Origin of the sequence: Streptomyces sp. NPDC056347, from assembly GCF_042262625.1 — a bacterium.
Lineage (GTDB): Bacteria > Actinomycetota > Actinomycetes > Streptomycetales > Streptomycetaceae > Streptomyces.
In genome coordinates this window covers 1-20248 of record NZ_JBHJQP010000153.1, presented here as the reverse complement: position 1 = coordinate 20248, position 20248 = coordinate 1, and the positions used below count along the sequence as shown (strand labels likewise).

General features: G+C 69.3%; 18 protein-coding genes. 14 read left to right on the top strand and 4 right to left on the bottom strand.

Going from position 1 to position 20248, the window contains the following annotated elements; translation table 11 throughout:
• Positions 1-27: 27 nt before the first annotated feature.
• The gene (locus tag ACFCV8_RS28105; protein ID WP_376688255.1) at positions 28-411 is read right to left on the bottom strand and encodes a DUF3037 domain-containing protein; all 384 of its coding nucleotides are present in this window, start codon (positions 409-411) and stop codon (positions 28-30) included.
• Positions 408-1262 carry a HipA family kinase gene (locus tag ACFCV8_RS28100; protein WP_376688254.1) on the bottom strand — a complete coding sequence of 285 codons (855 nt, stop codon included), beginning with the start codon at positions 1260-1262 and terminating at the stop codon, positions 408-410. The genes ACFCV8_RS28105 and ACFCV8_RS28100 overlap by 4 nt, the downstream gene beginning before the upstream one ends.
• A gap of 1185 nt (positions 1263-2447) precedes the next feature.
• On the opposite strand from ACFCV8_RS28100, the gene ACFCV8_RS28095 reads away from it, so the two are divergent.
• The 6 genes from ACFCV8_RS28095 (at position 2448) to ACFCV8_RS28070 (ending at position 6907) form a co-directional block, all read left to right on the top strand.
• Positions 2448-2915, top strand: a complete 468-nt coding sequence (locus ACFCV8_RS28095) for a hypothetical protein (protein ID WP_376688253.1) — start codon at positions 2448-2450, stop codon at positions 2913-2915.
• Positions 2916-3015: 100 nt separating this feature from the next.
• Positions 3016-3735 carry an HAD family hydrolase gene (locus ACFCV8_RS28090; RefSeq protein ID WP_376688252.1) on the top strand — a complete coding sequence of 240 codons (720 nt, stop codon included), beginning with the start codon at positions 3016-3018 and terminating at the stop codon, positions 3733-3735.
• Complete coding sequence (locus ACFCV8_RS28085; RefSeq protein WP_376688251.1) at positions 3732-4463, top strand: transketolase; 732 nt, start codon at positions 3732-3734, stop codon at positions 4461-4463. Before ACFCV8_RS28090 ends, ACFCV8_RS28085 begins: the two co-directional genes overlap by 4 nt.
• A 42-nt stretch (positions 4464-4505) precedes the next feature.
• Entirely contained in the window at positions 4506-5414 is a 909-nt protein-coding gene (locus ACFCV8_RS28080; protein ID WP_376688256.1) for a transketolase family protein, read from the top strand.
• 1 nt (position 5415) lies between these two features.
• Positions 5416-5889 (top strand): nuclear transport factor 2 family protein, encoded by a 474-nt coding sequence (locus tag ACFCV8_RS28075; protein WP_376688250.1) that lies wholly within the window; start codon positions 5416-5418, stop codon positions 5887-5889.
• Positions 5879-6907 carry a ketoacyl-ACP synthase III family protein gene (locus ACFCV8_RS28070; protein ID WP_376688249.1) on the top strand — a complete coding sequence of 343 codons (1029 nt, stop codon included), beginning with the start codon at positions 5879-5881 and terminating at the stop codon, positions 6905-6907. Before ACFCV8_RS28075 ends, ACFCV8_RS28070 begins: the two co-directional genes overlap by 11 nt.
• An 81-nt stretch (positions 6908-6988) precedes the next feature.
• Here the strand turns inward: ACFCV8_RS28070 and ACFCV8_RS28065 are convergent, their stop codons facing one another.
• Entirely contained in the window at positions 6989-8248 is a 1260-nt protein-coding gene (locus ACFCV8_RS28065) for an MFS transporter (protein ID WP_376688248.1), read from the bottom strand.
• Between the two features lie 421 nt (positions 8249-8669).
• On the opposite strand from ACFCV8_RS28065, the gene ACFCV8_RS28060 reads away from it, so the two are divergent.
• The 6 genes from ACFCV8_RS28060 (at position 8670) to ACFCV8_RS28035 (ending at position 14108) form a co-directional block, all read left to right on the top strand.
• Positions 8670-9674: a ScbA/BarX family gamma-butyrolactone biosynthesis protein gene (locus ACFCV8_RS28060; protein ID WP_376688247.1), complete on the top strand. Its 1005-nt coding sequence runs from the start codon at positions 8670-8672 to the stop codon at positions 9672-9674.
• A 209-nt stretch (positions 9675-9883) separates the two neighbouring features.
• On the top strand, positions 9884-10918 hold the full coding sequence (locus ACFCV8_RS28055) for a beta-ketoacyl-ACP synthase III (protein WP_376688246.1): 1035 nt from the start codon (positions 9884-9886) through the stop codon (positions 10916-10918).
• Positions 10919-10996: 78 nt separating this feature from the next.
• Positions 10997-11239 (top strand): acyl carrier protein, encoded by a 243-nt coding sequence (locus tag ACFCV8_RS28050; protein ID WP_376688245.1) that lies wholly within the window; start codon positions 10997-10999, stop codon positions 11237-11239.
• The gene (locus ACFCV8_RS28045; protein ID WP_376688244.1) at positions 11236-12462 is read left to right on the top strand and encodes a beta-ketoacyl-[acyl-carrier-protein] synthase family protein; all 1227 of its coding nucleotides are present in this window, start codon (positions 11236-11238) and stop codon (positions 12460-12462) included. The genes ACFCV8_RS28050 and ACFCV8_RS28045 overlap by 4 nt, the downstream gene beginning before the upstream one ends.
• 50 nt (positions 12463-12512) lie before the next feature.
• On the top strand, positions 12513-13217 hold the full coding sequence (gene fabG, locus ACFCV8_RS28040) for a 3-oxoacyl-ACP reductase FabG (RefSeq protein WP_376688243.1): 705 nt from the start codon (positions 12513-12515) through the stop codon (positions 13215-13217).
• Between the two features lie 39 nt (positions 13218-13256).
• Positions 13257-14108 carry a thioesterase II family protein gene (locus tag ACFCV8_RS28035; protein ID WP_376688242.1) on the top strand — a complete coding sequence of 284 codons (852 nt, stop codon included), beginning with the start codon at positions 13257-13259 and terminating at the stop codon, positions 14106-14108.
• Here the strand turns inward: ACFCV8_RS28035 and ACFCV8_RS28030 are convergent.
• A complete protein-coding gene (locus ACFCV8_RS28030; protein ID WP_376688241.1) occupies positions 14011-14859 on the bottom strand; it encodes a BTAD domain-containing putative transcriptional regulator in 849 nt (282 codons plus the stop codon). The two genes, ACFCV8_RS28035 and ACFCV8_RS28030, sit on opposite strands and share 98 nt — an antisense overlap.
• Before the next feature lie 254 nt (positions 14860-15113).
• Here ACFCV8_RS28030 and ACFCV8_RS28025 point away from each other — a divergent pair, with 254 nt between their 5' ends.
• Positions 15114-18917 carry a type I polyketide synthase gene (locus ACFCV8_RS28025; protein ID WP_376688240.1) on the top strand — a complete coding sequence of 1268 codons (3804 nt, stop codon included), beginning with the start codon at positions 15114-15116 and terminating at the stop codon, positions 18915-18917.
• Positions 18918-19090: 173 nt separating this feature from the next.
• Complete coding sequence (locus ACFCV8_RS28020; protein ID WP_376688239.1) at positions 19091-19717, top strand: TetR/AcrR family transcriptional regulator; 627 nt, start codon at positions 19091-19093, stop codon at positions 19715-19717.
• The last annotated feature ends 531 nt before the right edge of the window (positions 19718-20248 follow it).

The following is a 20248-nucleotide window of genomic DNA, read 5'->3' as shown; positions in this document are numbered from 1 at the left end:
GCGGCGGGCGGCGCGCGGGCGGACCGGTCAGCGCACCAGCAGCTCCAGCAGCCGCTCGACCTCGGCCTCCGGGTCGGCCGTGAGGCCGCTGTGCACGGGGCCCGGCTGGACGACCGTGGAGCGCGGCGCGATCAGCCAGCGGAAGCGGCGCCCCGCGTCGTCTCGGGCCGCCTGGCCCGCGTCCGTGCCGCCGAGACAGACACCCTCGACGGCACGCAGGGCGGCCCGGACGCCCATCGTGTCGGCGGCCGGGTCCAGGGCCTTCAGTCTGGTCTCGTCGAGGTGGGTCCGGGCGGCCACGAAGCCGCGGGCCCGGCAGTAGACCACCACGCCCGCGTTGAAGCACTCGCCGCGCTCCATCCGCGGCACCACGCGCAGCAGCGCGTACTCGAAGACATCGCGCTCGCTCACCGCTGGCCGTCCTTGTCGTTCTTCTTGGTGGGGTGGGGCCAGGGGGTGAGGTGTTCGGTGAGCCAGCCGGGGGCCCGGGACGGCCGGTCCGGGGTGGGGCCGTCCATGGTGATGCGCTCGTGGATGGTCGCGGCGCGCGGCAGCAGCGCCTCGACGTAGGCGCGACGCAGTTCGTCGGTGGTGGCGAAGCCCGGCTCGTCCACCAGCCATTCGTCGGGAACGTCCGCGGCGACCTCGGTGAGCAGCTCCTCGGTGACCAGCGGGGCCAGCTCGGCGGCCGCTGCCGCGATGTCCGGGGCGAACGGGGCGAGCGCGTGGTCGGAGGCGTTGTACGGCTTGGCGACGGAGGCCTGGGCGCCGGGCCAGTTGTGGTGCCAGATCATGGTGGCGCCGTGGTCGATGAGCCACAGGTCGCCGTGCCAGACGAGCATGTTCGGGTTGCGCCAGGAGCGGTCGACGTTGTTGATCAGCGCGTCGAACCAGACGACCCGTCCGGCCTCGCGCGGGTCCACCTCGTAGGCGAGCGGGTCGAAGCCGATCGAGCCGGGCAGGAAGTCCATCCCGAGATTGAGCCCGCCGCTGGCCTTCAGGAGCTCCTGCACCTCCTGGTCGGGCTCGGCGAGGCCGATGACCGGGTCCAGCTGCATCTGCACGAGCGCGGGGACGCGCAGCCCGAGCCGTCGGCCGAGCTGCCCGCAGATCACCTCCGCGACGAGCGTCTTGCGCCCCTGCCCGGCACCGGTGAATTTCATGACGTACGTACCGAGGTCGTCGGCCTCGACGATCCCGGGGAGCGAGCCGCCCTCACGCAGGGGCGTGACATAGCGGGTCGCTACAACCTCTTCCAACACTTTCCCAGGCCACCCATCTCTTTAGCCTTGCAATCTACGGACGACTTCTGCGGAGCGTGGAAGCAGTAAGCGCCGGTCAACGGCGCTGGGGAGAACCTGGGGAGTATCGGCCGGCGGGCCGGTCACCCCGCTCCCCAAGCGGACCGCCGGTGGCGCCGCGCCCCTTGCTGCCGGCTTCCGGCATGAAGTGAGCATAGTAACCGAGGGTGATCGCCGACGAGGAGTGTCCGAGCCGCCGAGCCACGGTCACGACGGACTCTCCGGCTTCCCCCACGGCAGCTCCACCCCTACCGGCGGGAACGCTTCGATGTGACGCTTGAGTTTCTCGGCCACCGAGGGAGGCCGATCCACCGTGCGGATCACCTTCCCCCTACCGGCCGTTTCAGAATGACGTTTGTTGTGGGTGTTGGCAGTTGGGTGCTGGAAGGGCTACCAGCACGCCGCCGACGGCACCGCTCCTACCTGTCCAGCCACATCCGGCTGAACCCGCTGATGATCGTCACACGAAGAATCGACCATTCGAGTCCGGCCACAACCTACGAGTGTCTCGAGTACGCGGACGACGTGCGCAGCGAGTCGGCGAAGCCTTCCATCTCGTGGGCGGCGGGCAGGGCAGCGAGGCGACGTACGCGCAGCTCGCTCGCAGGCCTTCCGTGTCGACAGGCGGGCATCGGTCAATGCCGCTCAGGGGTGAATTCACCAGAGCCTCGCGTGCACGACGCACCTCACACGCGTCGCAGTCATACGTGATGCGCGCGTGAGCGAGGAGTGAGGGTCGGCCGTCACCGTTGTGTCGGAGCGGAAAGCCACTGGAAGGAGGACCGATGACGACTGCCGCATCCGCCCTCTCCGCGATATCGGCACTGCGGTTCGACCGCACGGTTTCCCTGGGGCCGGTCCAACGGCGATCTCGGTCGGAGGTCCTCCTCACCGACAGCCGGGCCGTGGGAGGGGCGGGGTTCGTCGCCGCCGCGCAGGTGCCCGCGTTCCACGCCCATCGGACGGAGTGCCCCGTCGGACTCGACGACCGACGCACTACTCCTGCTCGAATGCTGTCGTCAGACGGAGATCCATGCGGAGCACGAGCACTTCAACGTGCCCGACGACGCAGGATCCGTGGTCCGGTCCCGGGCGTCCAGCTTTCCGGGGCCGGCGGGCAGGGCGCCGCTGCACGGAGCGGCCGACGTGGTGATCATGGCTGATGCCTACGAGGCCAGGCAGACAGAGCCGTTCCTGCGAGCACTGTGCTGCCTCATGCATGTCATCGGGTCTGGCCGAGACATGGGCGAAAGCCGCATGGACGTTGCCTGCTTACCGGGCAAGGCGTACCGGGCTGCCCCGGCCCACCACCGTAGTACCGGGCTGTTCGAGCGTCCGCACGGCCCTGTGCCCGACAACGCGCTGATGTGCGCGGGACGCCAGGCGGCGTCGGCGGTGGTGAAGGCCGCCGTCCTCGCCTCTGCGGCGTTGCGTCCCACCGCTCTCGACGCGGTCTTCGAGAGGTACGTCGAACCCGGCTCGTCCCTTGCCGTGGTGACTCACCCGCCGCGCAGGGGAATCACGGGCAGCGGCCTTCGTGTGCCCGTCACCTTCGAGCAGCACGACAGGACCTCGGCCCGGGCCACTTCGACACTGCCCCACGCTCACGTGTGACGACCCCGGGAAGCCGGTCCTCTCTCCGACCGGCCGACCACATCACCGGTCCGGCAGCCCGCCGGATCGTGCACCCAACCCTACGAAGCGAGGTTTCACCATGCCTACCGCCACGTCCTTCTCGAAGATCAAGCTGGTCGCCCTGGACACCGACGGGGTTCTGTTCAACGACACGTACAGCCCGGTCATCGAGCGCTTCGTCAAGCAGCGAGGTGGTACTTACACGGCCCACATGGAGCGTCACGTCTGGGGCTCGCCGCAGCTGGCGGCCGGTCAGTACATGGCCCTGGCGTGCAAGTTGCCGCAGTCGGCGGACGACACCATGGTCGAGTTCTTCGCCGAGCGCGACCGTTACCTCGAGGAGAACCCGGTGACGGTGGCTCCCGGGGTGCTGTCGCTGCTGGAGACGCTGCGGTCGACCGGAGTCCGCGTGACCAGCTACGGCGGTCGTGACCGCTCGTACTCCTTCGACCGCTTCCTCGGCCATCTGGCGGAGCACTTCGATGCCGAGACGCCGTACGTCGATGTGAACCCGTTCCGCCCCGGTGTCAAGGAGATCGTCCGTGACATCTTCGGCTACCAGTACGACGAGGTGCTGTTCATCGACGACATCAACCGGGTCGCCGAGGTGACCAAGGCGCTCGGTGCCGGGTTCATCGGGGTCCCTGCGAGCATGCCGCACAACTTCCAGAGGGAGCAGATGGCTGAGACCGGTGTCCGGTTCACCGTGGACAAGCTGGACGAGATCGACCTGCCCCTGCTGCTGGAGGCCGACCGCCGCCTGGCCGAGGGCACTCTGTGGGAGGGCCCGGCCGCATGACCACCGCCCTCACATCGGCCCTCGGCACCTTCGAAGATCTGGATGGACTCGTCGCCCTGATGACAGGCGACGAGAAGCACCAGCCCTCGTCTTCATCGACCCTGGACGTGCTGTGGGTGCTGTACGACAAGATCCTGCGCATCGACCCGGCAGCACCCGCCGCCGACGACCGGGACCGATTCTTCCTGTCCAAGGGACACGGCCCCATGGCCTTCTACGCGGTGCTCGCCGCCAAGGGGTTCATCGCACCGCAGCTCCTGTCCGAGTACGGCAACTACCACTCCCCGCTGGGCTTCCACCCGGACAGGACCCTGATCCCGGGCGTGGAGATGGCCAGCGGTTCGCTCGGCCACGGTCTGCCCCTGGCCATCGGCTCCGCGCTGGGCCTGGAACTGCGCGGCGTCCTGGGGCCCCGCACCTGGGTCCTGCTCGGTGATGCCGAGCTGGACGAGGGGTCCAACCATGAGGCGATCGCCTTCGCCGGGCGGCGTGGCATGGAGCAGCTGCACGCTGTGGTCATTGACAACGAGTCGGCCAGCATCGGCTGGCCCGGCGGCATCGAGCAGCGCTTCGCGGTCGAGGGCTGGTCCGTGACCCGGGTCGACGGCCGCAATCATCAGGCACTGGAGGCCGCGTTCGTCGCCGACCACCCCGGACGGCCCCACGTCGTGATCGCCGAGGTGGAACGCAAGGACGGGACGCCGCACCGCGCGGCTTCGGATACCTGAGGAGTCGTCATGCCTTTGACATGGGAACAGCGTTTCGCCGACATCAACGCGATGCGTCAGCGCTTCGCGGCCGTCGTCGCCCAGCTCGTCGCGGACGACGAACGGCTGGCCGCGGTGTTCGCCGACATCACCTGGGACAAGCTGGACAGCGAAGCACGGCACAACCCCCGGTTCATCAACGTCGGCATCCGCGAGCAGCTCATGATCGATGTCGCGGGGGGACTCGCTCTCAGTGGTATGCGGCCCATCGCCCACACCTTCGCCAGCTTTCTGGTGGAGCGCCCCTTCGAGCAGATCAAGATCGGCCTGAACCACCAGGAAGCGGGTGCCGTGCTCGTCAGTGCGGGTGCCTCCTACGACCTGGCCGTGGACGGCCGTACCCACGAGTCCCCGGCCGATGTGCCCCTGCTGGCTACGCTGCCCGACTGGACGATCAGCGTGCCAGGACACGCCGACGAGGCGGAGGCCCAGCTCAGGTCGGCGGCCGCGGGAAGCCACCTGGAGTACATCAGGCTCTCCACCGAGTCCAACTCCCGGGCCCTGTGGCATGGAGGAGACGGGTTCGTGGTGCTGCGCCGGGGCGGGAACGGCACCGTCCTCGTGGCCGGCCCGCTTGCCGACGCCGTGCTGTCGGCGGTCGACGGCATGGACCTGACCGTGCTGTACGCCGCGCGGATACGGCCTTTCGACCACGCCGCACTGCGCGCCACGCTCACCACGCCGGATGTCGCCCTGGTCGAGCCCTATCTCACCGGGACCTCCGCGGCGGAGGTGGCCACGGCCCTGCGGGACGTGCCGCACCGCCTGCTGAGTGTCGGAGTACCGCTGGGTGAGCTACGCAAGTACGGCACCCCGCAGGAGCACGCCGCGGCTTACGGGCTCGATACGGCCGGGCTGAGGAAACGCTTCTCGGCGTTCTTCTCGACGATGCACGCCCTGTCGGGGAGGTGACATGGAATCCATGGGTTCCGAGGACGTCGTCGAGACCATGCACACGCTGTTCGACACCATCGAGGCGCGTGACTGGGAGGCGGCCGGCCGTCTCCTCGACGACCGGATCACACTCGATCACTCCAGCCTGAGCGGTGGCAGTGAGCGAGAGGTCGGCCGTGCCGAGCTGCTGGAGGCATGGCGGTGTTCCCTGCACGCGGGCAAGCGGACGTTTCATACGCTCAGTCGGTTCCGCGTCGAGCACCAGGATTCAGCGGTCCGCGTCACCTTCAGCGCGTACGTGGTCAATGTGCTCGACGAGGAACTGGGCGGCGGCATGTGGGAGGCATGGGGTCGGCACATCGTGACTCTCCGCCGGCGGCCGGACGGCTGGCGTGCCGTGCGTCTCGTGTTCGAGAAGGCGCACACGCGCGGCGACGAGAGGGTGTACCGGCACACCGCCGCGCCTGCGGGCGAGGGCTCTCATGCCCGGTGACGACGGTGCGGGCATCTACCTGAGTGCCCCGTGCGCGGTGGTGGGCGAGTCGTTCCAGAGCCCGGCCGAGGCCGCGGCCACGGGACGCCTTGATGCGGATGTCGCCCGGCGGTGCGGTTACCTCCGGGTGGCCACCACGGTGCATGCGCCTGTGGAACTCGCTGTGCGGGCCGCTGCCCGCACGCTGGGTTCCGCAGGCGCGGCGGGTGTGGACCTGACGCGGCTGCTGCACGCCTGGACCTATCACCAGGGGCACGAGTTCTGGTCTCCGGCGCACTACATCGCGTACCACGTCGGTGCCGATCGTGCCGTCCCTCTGGGCCTGCAGCAGATGTGCAACGGAGGAGCGGCCGCCGTGGAGTTGGCGGCCCGGGAGCTGCGTGCCGATCCGGAGCAGGCGTGCACGCTCGTCACGACCGCGGACCGCTTCTGCGACCCCGGGTTCGACCGCTGGGGGGACCAGGGCCTGGCGTACGGCGACGGGGCCACGGCGGTTCTCGTCGGCAGGGCCCCGCAAGGACGGTCCGTGCGCCTGCTCGCCTCGGCCAGTGCGGCAGCCCCTTCGTACGAGGGATTGCACGGCGGCACCGGCCCCTTCACCGCGACCCCGCAGAGCGCCCTGCGGCCAGTCACGGTGCGGTCGACCAAGAAGCAGTACATGGAACGCCACCCCGGAGCGGACCTGCTGGCCGTGGCCGGAGAGTCCATGGCGCGGCTGTCAGCCACCGCACTGGACCGAGCGGGGGTAGCTCCCCGTGATCCTCGGCTCGTCCTCGTCGCACCGCCCCGGTTCGCCGGACCCGCCCTGGAGTCCTACCGGCCCGTGCTGGAAAAGGCGACGGGTGCCCCGCTCGCGCAGTTCGGTGCGGACACCGGACACCTGGGCGCGGGCGACGCGATCGCCAATCTGGCGGAGCTGCTGGCCTCGGACCGGATCAGCACCGGGCAGGTGGCAGTGCTGGTCTCCGCCGGTGGCGGGCTGAGCTGGACCGTGCTGGTGGTGGAGCGGGTGACGTGAGGGAGTGAGCGAGGGGCCCGTACCGGTAGCTGATCCCGGTACGGGCCCCTCGCCTTGCGTGACACGCGGCCGGCGCCTTCGTCAGGGGGCCGTGGTCGCCTCGTGCCGACGCAACATCCGTTGAGCCTCGCGCTCGTGGGCGCTGCCCAGCGCCCACGCGAGCAGCGCCGCGACGCTGAAGGCGACACCGACCCAGCAGGCTCCGTACCAGCCCCAGCGGTCATAGGCCTGCGCGGAGAGGGCGGAGCCGGCCGCGCCTCCCACGGCGAAGCAGGTCATGTAGCCGCTGGCGATACGGGCCCGTGCCGCGGGGTCCACCTCGTAGACCACGCTCTGATTGGTGACGTGTACAGCCTGGATCGCGGCGTCCATGAGGATGGCGCCCACCACGAGCCAGAGAATCTGTGTGCGGCCCAGAGCCAGGACGGCGAACGACAGTGCGAGCAGAAAGAGGCCGACGCCGGTCGACTGCCAGCGCCAGTGGCGGAACCGGTCGATGAGCCGTCCGCCGGAGGAGGTCATCATCGCGCCGGCCACTCCGGACAACGCGAAGACACCGATGCCGATCTGGCCGTACGAGAAGGGCTCACGAGCCAGCAGAAACGCGACGCTGGTCCAGAAGGCCGTGAAGGTAGCCATCACACAAGCACCCAGAAAGCACCGGGTGCGAAGGATCGGGTGGCGCCGGAACTGGGTCAGGACCGAGAGCACCTGCGCGCCGTAGGGGGTACCAAGAGTCGGCGCGTCCGAGGACACGATCGAGCGCATGACGACCGCGACGACGGCCATCAACACGGCTGCCACCACGAACACGGTGCGCCAGCCGCCCGCCGCGGCGATGAGGCTGGCCACGGTGCGCGACAGAAGAATGCCGAACAGTACACCGCCCATGACCACGCCCAGCGCGCGGCCGCGCGTCGCGTCGTCCGCGAGGCCGGCGGTGTAGGCCGACAGGATCGGGATCGCCACCGCGCCCACCCCGATGACGAAGGACAGCACCACCATCCACACCACCGACGGGGCCACGGCACTGCCCGCCAGAGCAACGGCGTTGGCTCCGAAGAGGCAGGTGAGCAGGGTGCGGCGGCGCATGATGTCGGCAGCCGGCACGATGAGCAGCAGCCCGAACGCGGCGCCGATCTGTCCTGCCGTGACGATCGAGGCGGCCTGGGCGGACGAGGCGTCCAGGTCGACCGAGATCTTGTCGAGCAGCGGTTGGGCGTAGTACGCGTTCGCGGTCGTCACCCCGCAGATCACCGCCAGGACGAGCAGCAGCCTGCTCGTCAGCCGCGGCTGCGGCGGCTGAACATTCCTTTCCAGCAAGGGGGACTCCTCTTTCATCTCTCTGACAATCAGCACATGCGTCGGGGACTCTCCGCAGCGTTCCAGTAACCGCTTCCGCCCTGCTCATCTCCCGCTCATTCCGTGAATGAGCGGGAGCCGGGGCGCGCATTCCCCGGTACCGAGGGAACACGGAGCAGGCACTGCGAGGTCGGCCTCGTTCGGCATACGCGTCCCGACGCAAAGCGAACGGACGTCAGACGAGACCACCGATGAACAGTTACGCTCCCGCGCGACCTACGCGAACTGGGGCGTTTTATGTTAAATCTTTCCTCTGGTCAGGGACTTGCCCAGTCCGGTGTCCATGCGTCGTCCGGGGTTCGCGCCCTTTCGGCGTGCGCGTGATGAGGCCATGAGCCCGGGGTGAGTGGGCGTTGTGAGGATGAGCGGCCGTCAGACCATTTCGTGGAAAGGCAGTGAAATGATCGTGCCCCACCTGATGGATGCGGACGAACGCGCCGTGCTCGCTCTGGATTTCGACCGCACCGTGGCGCGAGACCTGGTACACCGTCGCGCCCTGTCCGAGGTCTTCTTGACCGACAGTCGGGCACTCGACGGCTCGTCCTTCGTTGCCGGAGCTCAACTTCCGCCCTCGCACGCCTACTTCACGGATCATTCCAACCCCCACGTGGTGGACCCCTTGCTGATCCTGGAGTGCTGCCGGCAGGCCGAGACCCATGCGGTCCACGCGCATTTCGGAGCCGACCCCGGGACCAAGTTCGTCCTGGAGTCGTGGGACGCCGACCTGCCCGGGCTGGCCCGGCTCCCACCCTCCCGCGGACCCGCCTACCTCGTGATCGAGGTGCGGACCTCGCGGCCGCACGGGGTCGGTGAGGTATTGCGCGCGATGGACTACCGCATGCGCCTGTCGCTGTCCGGCTCTCCCCTGGGCGAGGTGACGATGCGGGTCAAGTACGTCGGCGAAGACGTCTACCGGGCCCTGCGCCGGCGCCCGGACGGGGCGTTGCCGACATCCGACGACTACCTCGGCGCACTCGACCGGCCGGGACTCGTCGACCCCCGGCGCGTGGGGCGTCGGCAGGCCGAGAACGTGGTCCTGCTGGAGCCGGTGGTCACCGGACGGGATGTGCGGGCGCGGTTGCGCGTGGCCGGCGGGCACCCCAGCCTGTTCGACCACGCCCAGGACCATCTGCCCGGCATGGTCCTGATGGAGGCGGGGCGCCAGGCCGCGCTGCTGGCGACCGAAGAAGTCGACCGGATCCGGGCCGACCAGTTGATCGTGAACCGCCTCTCCGCCTCGTTCCACGCCTACTCGGAGCTGGACCGTCCGGTGACGGTCGTCGCGCGCCGCCCCGAGAACGGGAGAGGCCCGGGCGGGGACACGATCGACGTGCTGGTGGCGTTCGAGCAGGCGGGCCGCACCGTGGCGGAGGCCGTCTACGGGGCGGTGCGACACGACGCGTAGTTCCGGCGAAACCGATGCTTGTGCCCCGCTCTCCACCGACGCTCATGCCGCACTCACGGAATCGGTGAGCACCACGTGTGACGCCGATGAGGCGGACCGGAGCCGCGGTTGCCACCGTGGCTGCCGGCACGGACCAGGAAGGACGACATCATCATGGGACACCCCTTGCTTGACCGGCACGAGGCGGCCGCACGCCCGGTGGAGGAGCGATGAGCGATACGGGGCCGGCCTCAGTGGTCGCCGGGCTCGGGGCCTGGCTGCCACCGACTGTCCTCACCAACGCCGACCTCGCCGGCCGGCTCGACACAACTGACGAGTGGATCCGCAGCCGTACGGGAATCCGCCAGCGGCGCGTCATCGCTCCGGGGGAGGCCACCAGCGACCTCGCCGTGGAGGCGGGGCTACGCGCCTTGAAGTCGGCCGAAGCGAACGAGGTGGACGTCGTGGTGCTGGCCACCAGCACTCCTGACCGTCCCTGCCCGGCCACCGCCCCCGAAGTGGCCGACCGTATGGGCCTGACGGAAGTAGCCGCGTTCGATGTCTCCGCAGTGTGCACGGGATTCGTCTACGCCCTCGGCACCGCCGCGGGACTGATCGCCTCCGGGTGCGCGCGATCCGCCCTGGTGATCGGAGCGGACACGTTCTCGACGATTCTCGCCCCCGAGGACCGCACCACCCGAGCGATCTTCGGTGACGGAGCGGGCGCTGTGTATCTGCGAGCCGGCCTCGCCACGGAGCAAGGCGCCCTCCGCGGGCTGCATATGGGCAGCGACGGCAGCCGAAGCGAACTCATCGAGGTGCGGGCCGGAGGTTCGCGGCAGCGTTCCACCGGTCGGCCCGCCGAGTCGGCCGACACCTACTTCGCGATGGCCGGACGGCCGGTCTTCGCACAGGCCGTGCGGCATATGGCGGCATCCGTGCGGACCACCGCGCAGCGCGCGGGGTGGGACATGGACACGGTCGACCGGGTGGTGCTGCACCAGGCGAACGCACGCATTCTGGCAGCTGTCGCAGACCAGATCGATCTTCCTGCGGACCGTTTTCCTTCGAACATCGACCGGGTCGGCAACACCGTCGCGGCCTCGATCCCCCTCGCCCTGACCGACGCAAGCAGCAACGGACAGCTGACGGCCGGCCAGCGCGTCGTGCTGGGAGGCTTCGGCGGCGGCCTCACCTGGGGCTCGGTCGCACTCGTCTGGCCGGACCTCACCGCAATCGGGCCGGAACCCCTTCCGGACGCCTGAGGCACGGCCCGGGCAGCGCCACCCGGACACACGCACGTTCAGAACAGATGCACGTCTATCACGATGGGAGCCATCGACATGCAGGACATCAAGCAGCGCGTAGCGACTCTTCTCTCGGGCCAGTTCAAGGTCAAGCCCGACCTGATCGAGCCGGCCGTAACGCTCGGGAAGCTCTCCTTCGACTCGCTCGTCCTCATCGAGCTCGGACTTGTCCTGGACAAGGAGTTCGGCGTGGAGATAGCCGACGGCGAACTCACCGAGCACCAGACCTTCGAAGATCTAGTCGACCTGCTGTCCGCCAAGGGAGCGGTGCTGCGATGACGCACGTCGGCGACATCGCGGTCACCGGACTGGGCTTGGTCACCCCTGCGGGGATCGGCGTCGAGGAGAACTGGCGGCGCGTCCTTTCCGGCCGTTCGTGCGCCGCACCCGACGAAGCCTTGGCCGGGATGCCGGTCGGCATCTCGTGCCGGGTGCCCGGATTCGACGCCGAGGAACTGCTGCAGGGTTTTCCCGCCTGGCAGTTGGAGCGGTTCGTGCAGCTCGCCCTCGCCGCCGCCCGGATGGCAGTGCGAGATGCGGGGTGGGACCCGCGGCACTGGGACGGCACCCGCGTCGGCGTGGTTCTGGGCAACTCGCTGGGGGGTGCTGCCACGTTCGAGGATCAGCACGACGCCCTGCGTGAGCGCGGCCCGGACAAGGTCTCGCCCTTGCTCGTCACCCGGTACATGCCGAACATGGGCGCCGGATACCTGGCGATCGACATGGGAGTGCTCGGACCCAGCATCGGCGTGGCGACGGCCTGTGCCTCGGGTGCCACTGCTGTCGGCACCGCCCGCGACCTGCTACGGTCCGGCACCTGCGACATCGTGCTCGCCGGTGCCAGCGAGTCAGCACTCACCCGGACGGTGATGTCGGGTCTGGCCAAGATGGGCGCGCTGTCCCGGTCAAAGGCCGCCGCGGAGCACGTGAGCAAGCCGTTCGACGCCGAACGCGACGGCTTCGTGGCTGCCGAGGGTGCCGGCGTGCTCGTGCTCGAACGCACTCGTGACGCCGCTGCCCGTGGCGCCACTGTCCGGGCTCTGCTGGCCGGTTACGGGACCTCGTCCGACGCCCACCACGCGACGGCGCCCCACCCGGACGGGCTGGGCATCGAGCGGGCCGTGCGCACGGCCCTCGGCGACGCCGCCGTCGCTCCGGCATCGGTCGATCACGTCAACGCGCACGGCACGGCGACTCCGATGAACGACCTGATCGAAGGCCGTATGCTGCACCGCGTCCTGGGCGGCGGGGCAGCGGTGACGTCCACCAAGGGCGTCACCGGCCACGCGCTGGCGGCAGCCGGAGCGATCGAGGCCGCGTACACGGTGCTGGCTGTCCAGCACGGTGTGATGCCGCCCGTCGCCAACCTCAAGAACCCCGAACCGGCCCTGGAGTTGGACCTCATCAGCGGCGAGCCGCGGACCGGCCACGTGGAGGTGGCCCTCAGCACCTCCCTGGGGTTCGGCGGCCACAACGCCGCACTGGTCTTTACCGCTGCGTGAGCGATGGCGCCCTGCACCGGGTGCCGTGGACATGGAAAAGGGAGAGCATGATGAACCGCTCGGTGTTCGTTACCGGCGGCAGCCGGGGCATAGGCCTGGCCGTCGCCCGCGCCTTCGCGGAGGACGGCGACAAGGTCGCGATCTGCCACCGCTCGGGAGCGTCCCCCGAGGGGCTGCTCGGCGTCAAGGCCGATGTCACCCAGGCTGCTGAACTCGAAGATGCATTGCGTACGGCCGAGGAGGCGCACGGCCCCGTGGAGGTGCTCGTCGCCAACGCGGGCATCACTCAGGACACTCCGCTGCTGCGGATGACGGACGCCGCGTTCGACAACGTACTGCGCACCAACCTCACTGGCGCCTTTGCCGCGGTACGGGCCGCAACCCGCAGCATGCTGCGCGAGCGACGCGGGCGGGTGATCCTGCTGTCGTCGGCCCTCGGCTTCCTCGGGGCGCCCGGCCAGACCAACTATGCCGCGTCCAAGGCAGCGTTGGTCGGTCTGGCCCGGTCCCTCGTCTGGGAGCTCGGGGACCGCGGCATTACGGTCAACGTGGTGGCTCCTGGCATCATCGCCACCGACATGACCGCGTCCTTGTCGGACAGGCGGATGGAGGATGTGATGCGGATGACTCCGCTGGCGCGTCCCGGCACGGTCGACGAGGTCGTGCACGCCATCCGGTTCCTGGCCGGCCCCGGGGCCAGTTACATCACCGGCGCGGTCGTGCCGGTGAGCGGCGGCCTCGGCATGGGGCACTGATCCCACACGTCAGCGCGACCATCGCTCGGAGTTCCCGTCATGCCCTCTGCCCCTTCCCGCTGGACGGCGCCGCTGCGCCCCGTCGCATGCCCCGCCAGACGCCTCGTTGTCTTTCCGCACGCGGGCTCGGGACCACGCCGGTACGCGGAGCTGGCCTCCGCGCTTCCGGACGACGCGGACGTGCTCGGGGTGACACTGCCCGGGCGGGAACGACGCGACGCCGAGCCGGCGGGGACAACGGTGCGGGAGGCGGTGTCGGCTATCGCCGGTGAAGTTGCCGCCCTCCCGCCCGCTCCCACGGTGTTCTACGGTCACAGCATGGGCGCGTTGCTGGCGACGGCAACGGCGTACGCGGCCCCCGGGCAGTGTCACTTCCTGGTGGCCAGTTGCTCACCCCCCGGACGCTTCCCGCACTCCCGCCTTCCGCCCGGTCGGGGCGCGACTCCTCACGAAGACGAGTTGGCCGCGATCCTGTCCCGGCACGGGCTGCCCGCCGACGCCCCCGACAATCGGTCGTTGCCACCGGCCCACACCGTCCTGGCCCACGACCTGCGTCTCGCGCACGGCCTGTTGACGGCCGTCGAAGTCGTGAGTCTGCCGGTGCCGCTCATCGCGCTCGGCGGACGCGATGACCACCTCGTGGATCCGGAACTGCTGTCCCTGTGGGGGAAGTTCACCTCCGTCTCGTTCCGCGCGCAGCTCGTGGACGGGGGGCACTTCTTTCCCTTCACGCCGTACGGCGGGCAGGCGGTGCTCGATGAGCTGTCCGCCGCCCTGGCCGACGCGGTCCGTATCACGCGTGTGTCATCCGCTGCTCCCGGTTGCCGCGCACATCCCTGGGACCCAGAAGGCCGCGCGCCAGGTGCTCGTCCGGCCCTCCGTCCCCGGTGAGCACGCACCGCTGCAGCTCGTGCAAGTGCGGCGATGGTTCGAGCCCGGTGTCCTCGATCATGGCCAGGCGCAGGGCCTGGTACACGGCGAGTGCGTCGTTGCGCCGCCCTGACAGATACAGGGCCAGCATCAGGTACTCATGGAGTGTCTCGTCATACGGATTGAGCGCGACCAGCGCGTGGAGTTCCCCGATCACCTCCGAGTACCGACCCAGACGCAGGTCCAGGGTGACCCGTCGGCTCAGCACGGCCCGGCGGTCCTCCTCCAGTCGGCGCACGTGCGCCTGCAGCACCGGCCCCAGCGGCACGTCGGCCAAGGGTGCGTCACGCCACAGCTTCAGAGCGCTGTTCAACTGGGCCGATGCGAGCGTGAGGTCTCCGTCGGCAGCCGCCTGGTCGGCCTCGGTGACCAGCTTGCGGTGACACGTCACGTCAAACGGGTCAGCACTGACGTCCAGTCGGTATCCGGTCGGTTCGGTGATCACCATCTCCTTGGGATCCCGTGGCCAGGGCGTGTTCCGCTGGCAGCGACCGATGCTCTTGCGTATCTGCATCACACCGTTCTGAATACCGGTCGAGGCGCTCGCCGGGGCGTCCTCGCCCCATAACTCACGCTCGATGGTGGCACGTTGCACCACCTTCCCGTGGTTCAGGATGAGCACGGCAAGCAGCTTCTTGGCCTTGAGCGCGGTGGGGACCACGGATTCCCCGTTCAGCGTGACACGCAAGGGGCCGAGCACCTTGGCGATCATCTGGCTTCTCCTATCCGGCGCCACCATGGCCATAAGTGAACTCGAGTCCAACTATAGATCAGGAACCATACAACGGCACGAGATTAAAGGTGACACGTACACCCAAGACAGCAAACCAGGCGACGCAAACCTAAGAAAACAGACATATACCCGAGTGATGAACCTTCTCGATCGATCATTAGCGGGGAATGAGGAGTCGAAGATTAGCCTCGTGTGTATTTTTAGCCCATGAGCTACACACCACAGGAGGCGATGTGAAACCCAACGGCATACCCGACATCGCCATCGTCGGCATGGGCTGCAGGTTCCCCGGCGCTGTCGGAGTCGACGCGTTCTGGCAGCTCCTCTCGGACAACCTCGACGCTGTCACCACTGTCCCCAGCGACCGCTTCGACGTCCGCGACCATTACGCACCGGCCCGGGGCACTCCGGGTAAGACCGTCTCTCGGCACGGCGGCTTCATCGATGATCTGTTCGGGTTCGACGCGGCCTTCTTCGGTATCGCCCCGCGCCACGCCCGCACGATGGATCCGCAGCAGCGCATCCTGCTGCACGTCGTTTGGGAGGCACTGGAGGACGCGGGCATCCTCCCCGCCTCCCTGGCCGGCAGCAGCACAGGGGTGTTCGTGGGGCAGGCAACCGCGGAGTTCGGGGACGTAGCTGATGTCCACGGGGTCCAGGACGTACATGGCATGACGGGCAGCCGACTGCGCGCGGTGTCGGCGGGGCGGGTCTCCTTCGCCCTCGATGCCCGCGGCCCGAGCCTGGTGGTGGACACCGCGTGCTCGTCCTCACTGGTGGCGGTCCATCTGGCCCGGCAGAGCCTGGTGACCGGGGAGAGCGACCTCGCGGTGGCGGCCGGAGTGAATGCCGTCCTCTCGCCGCACGACGCCATCGTCTACTCCCAAGGAGGCATGCTCTCGCCCGACGGCCGCTGCAAGTTCGGCGACACGTCCGCCGATGGGTTCGTCCGCAGCGAAGGGGTGGGTGCCGTTCTGCTCAAGCGGCTGCCCGACGCGCTGCGCGACGGCGACCGTGTCCTGGCCCTGCTACGCGGCAGCGCGGTCACCAATGACGGCACGAGCAGCGGGCTGCTGCTGCGGCCCGCGGTCGCCGGGCAGGTCGAGATGGTGCGTGCCGCCTGCCGCAGCGCCGGTGTCACCCCTGCCGATCTGGATTACCTGGAGGCTCACGGTACGGGCACCGCTGTCGGCGACGGCGTGGAACTCCGGGCTGTCGCCGAGGCGTTAGCCGGCGGGGCGGACCGCTCGGCCGCCCTGCCGATCGGCTCGGTCAAAACGAATATCGGCCACACGGAAGCCGCAGCCGGCATCGCCGGGCTGATCAAGACGGTGCTGATCGCCCGGCACCGCATGATCCCCGCCTCACTGCATCTGCGCGATCCACATCCACTCCTGACCGATTCCGGCTCGATCCGGGGCGTCACCAGCAACACCGAACTGCGCCCGGGCGGCGATCAAGCCCTCCTGGGGGTCAGCTCCTTCGGCCTGACGGGCACCAACGCCCATGTCGTCGTGGAGGAGTTCAGAACTCCTGTGAAGCCGACGCCGGCCGCCCCCACCTCGATTCAGGATCCGCAACTGCTCGTCCTGAGCGCGCGCAGCACGCACTCGCTCCGCCTGCTTGCCGAGCGCTACGCCCGGCACCTGAGCCCGGGCGGATCCGGCCGTTCCCACGCTCTGCACGACATCTGCCATGCCGCTGCCGCCCGCCGCGAGGCTCATCCGTATCGTCTGTGGGTGGTGGGTCGTACCCACGACGAGGTCGCCGCAGCCCTCGATACCCTGGCCCGAGGGGAGGAGACGCCCGACGGAGCCCTCGTGGGCGGTGGCTGCCACGACACCGCGAAGGTCGCGTTCGTCTTCCCCGGCCAGGGATCGCAGTGGCCGGGCATGGGCCGACGGCTGCTACAGGCCGCACCCGGGTTCCGCGAGGCACTCACCGCGTGCGACGAGGTCGTCCGCGCGGAACTGGGCTGGTCAGTCGTCGATGTCCTCACCGCCGACCGCGACGAACTGCCCTCCGACGTGGCTGTCGTCCAGCCCGTCCTGTGGGCCGTGGAGGTGGCCCTGGCTGCCCTCCTGCGGGACAAGGGGGTGGAGCCCGACGTGTGCCTGGGGCACAGCATGGGCGAGGCCGCGGCCGCGTATGCGTCCGGCGCGCTGTCTCTGCGGGACGCGGCGAAGGTCATCTGCCGCCGCAGCACGCTGATGCAGCGGCTGTCCGGTCAAGGCTCCATGCTGTCGGTCGAAATGGATGCTGACGAAGCCGTCGAAGAACTGGCTCCGTACGGCCCGGCGGCCTGCGTCGCCGCCGAGAACGCGCCGCGTACCACGGTCCTCGCCGGCGACGCCGAGGTGTTGGGGCACCTGGCCGAACGTCTGGAGGCGCGGGGCATCCCCTGCCACCGGGTCAAGGTCAATGTGGCTTCCCATTCACCTGGCATGGAGGCACTGCGCGAGGACCTGCTGGCAGCGCTCGCCGATCTGACTCCTGCCACGCCAGCGACGGAAATGTTCTCCTCGGTGCGCTGCCGCTCCGTCGCGGGCGCGGAACTCGATGCCGCCTACTGGATGGAGAACCTGCGTGAGCGCGTTCGCTTTGCCGAGTCCGTTCGCGCAGTCGCCAAGGACAGGACGGTCTTCGTAGAGGTCAGCCCGCATCCCATCGTGGCGCAGGCGCTGGCTGCCACGCTGGACGAGCAAAGTGAGCAGGGATCGGCCGTTCCGCTGCTGCGGCGCCGCCAGGACGAGACCGAGAACATCGTCCGCGCGCTGGGGCAGATCTTCGCCCATGGCGGCCGGATCGACTGGAACCGGTGCTTCGGGGGCAGTGCCCCGCACGTGCCACTGCCCACCTACGCCTGGGACACCGAGCAGTACCGCCAGGAGCCGGCCGGTCCGAAGCTCCCGCAAAGACGCAGCCACATGCGGGAGTACCCGATGCGGGCGCTCGGGCTCCACGGCATCGGCGCAGGAGTCACTGTTCGGGAACGGACTCCTGTCCCGCCCGCCGTCTACATCAAGGCGGTCATCGACGCGGCGCGGGGCATCCCCGGGTGCGGGAAGGGTGTGTTGGAGAACATCGAGCTCGGGGCAGCACCACTGGAGTTGAGGCATGCGGAGCAGGCCACGATGCAGATCACTTTCGAGGCCTCGGCGCTGCCCGGCGTGCACAGCGTCGGTGTCACGGTGAGCGCACCAGACATCGAGAACGGGGAAGTTCTGTGCCTGGCCGGAGCCTTTCGTGCCGACGACGAGCCCACGGCCGGGGCCGACGCCGAGGACCTCGATGCCTTTCTTACCCGCTGTGTCGAGTACGTCCCGCGGTCCGAGTTCTATCGCCGCGCCGAGGCCCGCGGCTATGTCATCGGCGAGGCGCTGCGCACAGTCGATCGGCTGTGGCGCAGAAATGGCGAGGCCGCCGCCAGGCTGCATCCGGCTCAGGGCGGAGCGGCGGCAGGCATGGAGGCCGCACTGCTGGTCATGACGGGCGCATGGCCCCAGGGCGACGGCGCGACAACCGCCTTCATTCCCGCGTCGATCGGGTACGTGCGCGTCGTCGACCAGGACGCACTGTCCCAGGAGCACTGGAGCCTCGCCCGTTTCACCCCCGGGTCGAGCGGTGACGACGCCACGTGCGAGGTCGTCCTGACCGCCCCCGACGGGCGGGTGCTCGCGGAGTTCGGGGCGATCGAGCTGCGGCGATGGCCCGACGAACCACTCCCGCACATACCGGCACAGCGGTCCGCTCTGTCCCCGCCCCGCCGGGAGGCGGCCAGGTCCGTGGCGTCCCAGCCCGCTTCCGCGCCCGTTTCCGACGCGGGCGACGCCCTGGCACACGTCGCGACCATCCTGGGCGTTTCCGAATCCCGGCTGGACACGCGACAGCCGCTGAGGGCACTCGGCCTCGACTCCCTCCTCGCGACCGAACTGCGCCTGCGTCTCAACTCGGCGCTCGGCATCGACGTCGCCGCCAAGCGGCTGCTGGGCGACGAGCCCATCGGCGACCTCCTCGACTCCCTGCACGCGCCGTGAGTTGAGGCGGCAGTAGGGCTGACGGCCGCAGTGCCTCTGCCGGGGATCCCACAGGCACTGCGGCCGTCCGGCCACTACAGGCTCGGTCAATTCAAGGACTGGAAGGCATAGTTGTACTCTAGTATAGAGTTTTCCAGGGGGCCACCACCTTGCGAACCGAGAGGGCTAAACCGTTGACGTCCGAGACCAGCCGCCCATTGGGGCGACGCGAACGCAGCAAGCAACGGGTCAGGGAGGGCATCTACTCTTCGGCGCTGTCCCTCTTCGTCGAGCAGGGCTACGACCGCACCACGATCGAGCAGATCACCGACCGGGCCGACGTGGCTCGGGCCACGTTCTTCAACTATTTCCAGCGCAAGGAGGATCTCGTCACCGCGTGGTCCGACCAGCGGAAGCATCAACTGGAGAGTTTCATGCAGGACGCGATGGAGTCACATGACGACGACGTGACCGTCCTGCTGGAGCGCTGCATCGCGGCACTCGCCGAGTTCAACGAAAGGGACCGGAATGTAACGGCCACCATGCTCCAGGCCTGGGTGAAGGCCGGGCAGCCGCTTCTGGAGGAACGGCACGCCGGCCAGGTGTTCGCCACCATCATCGAGGCCGGGCGCAAGCGTGGAGACATCGCCGTCGACATCGACCCGCTCCGCGCGGGCAACATCCTGCGTGACTCCTACCTCGGCCTGCTGTACCGCTGGTCGCAGGACCCGGAAGCGCAACCTTCCCTGCACGTGGAACTGCGCGAGATCCTGCGCATCATCCTCACCGGCGTACGAGGCTACGGGGCCGGCTGCCGCTGAGGCTTCGAGCGCGACAGCACGGAACACCGGCTGGTGCGGCGGCCGCGTCTTCGAGCCGCGACGGCGATGGCCGGCCGCATGCGGGCGAACCGGTTGACCTGGTCGACGTACGCCTGGAAAGGGCCCGTTCGCCCCACACGGCCGGGCCCGGGTGACCCGCGGCGTCGGACGACGTCGAGGGGACGGCCGGGCGTTGGCGGCCGTGCCGCACAAGCGGCACGGCGATAGCGCCGCGCCCCTCGCTGCCGGTCTCCGGCATGAAGTGAGCATATTCACCGAGGGTGACCGTCGGCCAGGGCTATTCGAGCCCGCACTGCTCACCGAGTGCTCCCGGCCGCCCGTTCCGTGCACGGAACGGCCCCGTCGGGGCTGCCCCGGGGCGGGTACGGCTGTTCCGGCCGGCACGGAACCGGTCAGCTCATGGGCCGCTTCCGTCCCGTCCCGGGGGGCCCGGCCCCCAACCCGGTAGGGGCCGGGGCCCCCCCGGCGGGTATTAAAAAAAAAGAGACCCCCCGAACCCCCGGTATGTCG

What these genes read in the sequence shown, in the direction of transcription:
- ACFCV8_RS28045 (WP_376688244.1), top strand. Translation starts at nt 11,236, where the DNA reads ATGACGCACGTCGGCGACATCGCGGTCACCGGACTGGGCTTGGTCACC.
- ACFCV8_RS28030 (WP_376688241.1), bottom strand. Translation starts at nt 14,859, where the DNA reads ATGATCGCCAAGGTGCTCGGCCCCTTGCGTGTCACGCTGAACGGGGAA.
- ACFCV8_RS28070 (WP_376688249.1), top strand. Translation starts at nt 5,879, where the DNA reads ATGCCCGGTGACGACGGTGCGGGCATCTACCTGAGTGCCCCGTGCGCG.
- ACFCV8_RS28090 (WP_376688252.1), top strand. Translation starts at nt 3,016, where the DNA reads ATGCCTACCGCCACGTCCTTCTCGAAGATCAAGCTGGTCGCCCTGGAC.
- ACFCV8_RS28055 (WP_376688246.1), top strand. Translation starts at nt 9,884, where the DNA reads ATGAGCGATACGGGGCCGGCCTCAGTGGTCGCCGGGCTCGGGGCCTGG.
- ACFCV8_RS28060 (WP_376688247.1), top strand. Translation starts at nt 8,670, where the DNA reads ATGATCGTGCCCCACCTGATGGATGCGGACGAACGCGCCGTGCTCGCT.
- ACFCV8_RS28075 (WP_376688250.1), top strand. Translation starts at nt 5,416, where the DNA reads ATGGAATCCATGGGTTCCGAGGACGTCGTCGAGACCATGCACACGCTG.
- ACFCV8_RS28050 (WP_376688245.1), top strand. Translation starts at nt 10,997, where the DNA reads ATGCAGGACATCAAGCAGCGCGTAGCGACTCTTCTCTCGGGCCAGTTC.
- fabG (WP_376688243.1), top strand. Translation starts at nt 12,513, where the DNA reads ATGAACCGCTCGGTGTTCGTTACCGGCGGCAGCCGGGGCATAGGCCTG.
- ACFCV8_RS28085 (WP_376688251.1), top strand. Translation starts at nt 3,732, where the DNA reads ATGACCACCGCCCTCACATCGGCCCTCGGCACCTTCGAAGATCTGGAT.
- ACFCV8_RS28065 (WP_376688248.1), bottom strand. Translation starts at nt 8,248, where the DNA reads ATGAAAGAGGAGTCCCCCTTGCTGGAAAGGAATGTTCAGCCGCCGCAG.
- ACFCV8_RS28035 (WP_376688242.1), top strand. Translation starts at nt 13,257, where the DNA reads ATGCCCTCTGCCCCTTCCCGCTGGACGGCGCCGCTGCGCCCCGTCGCA.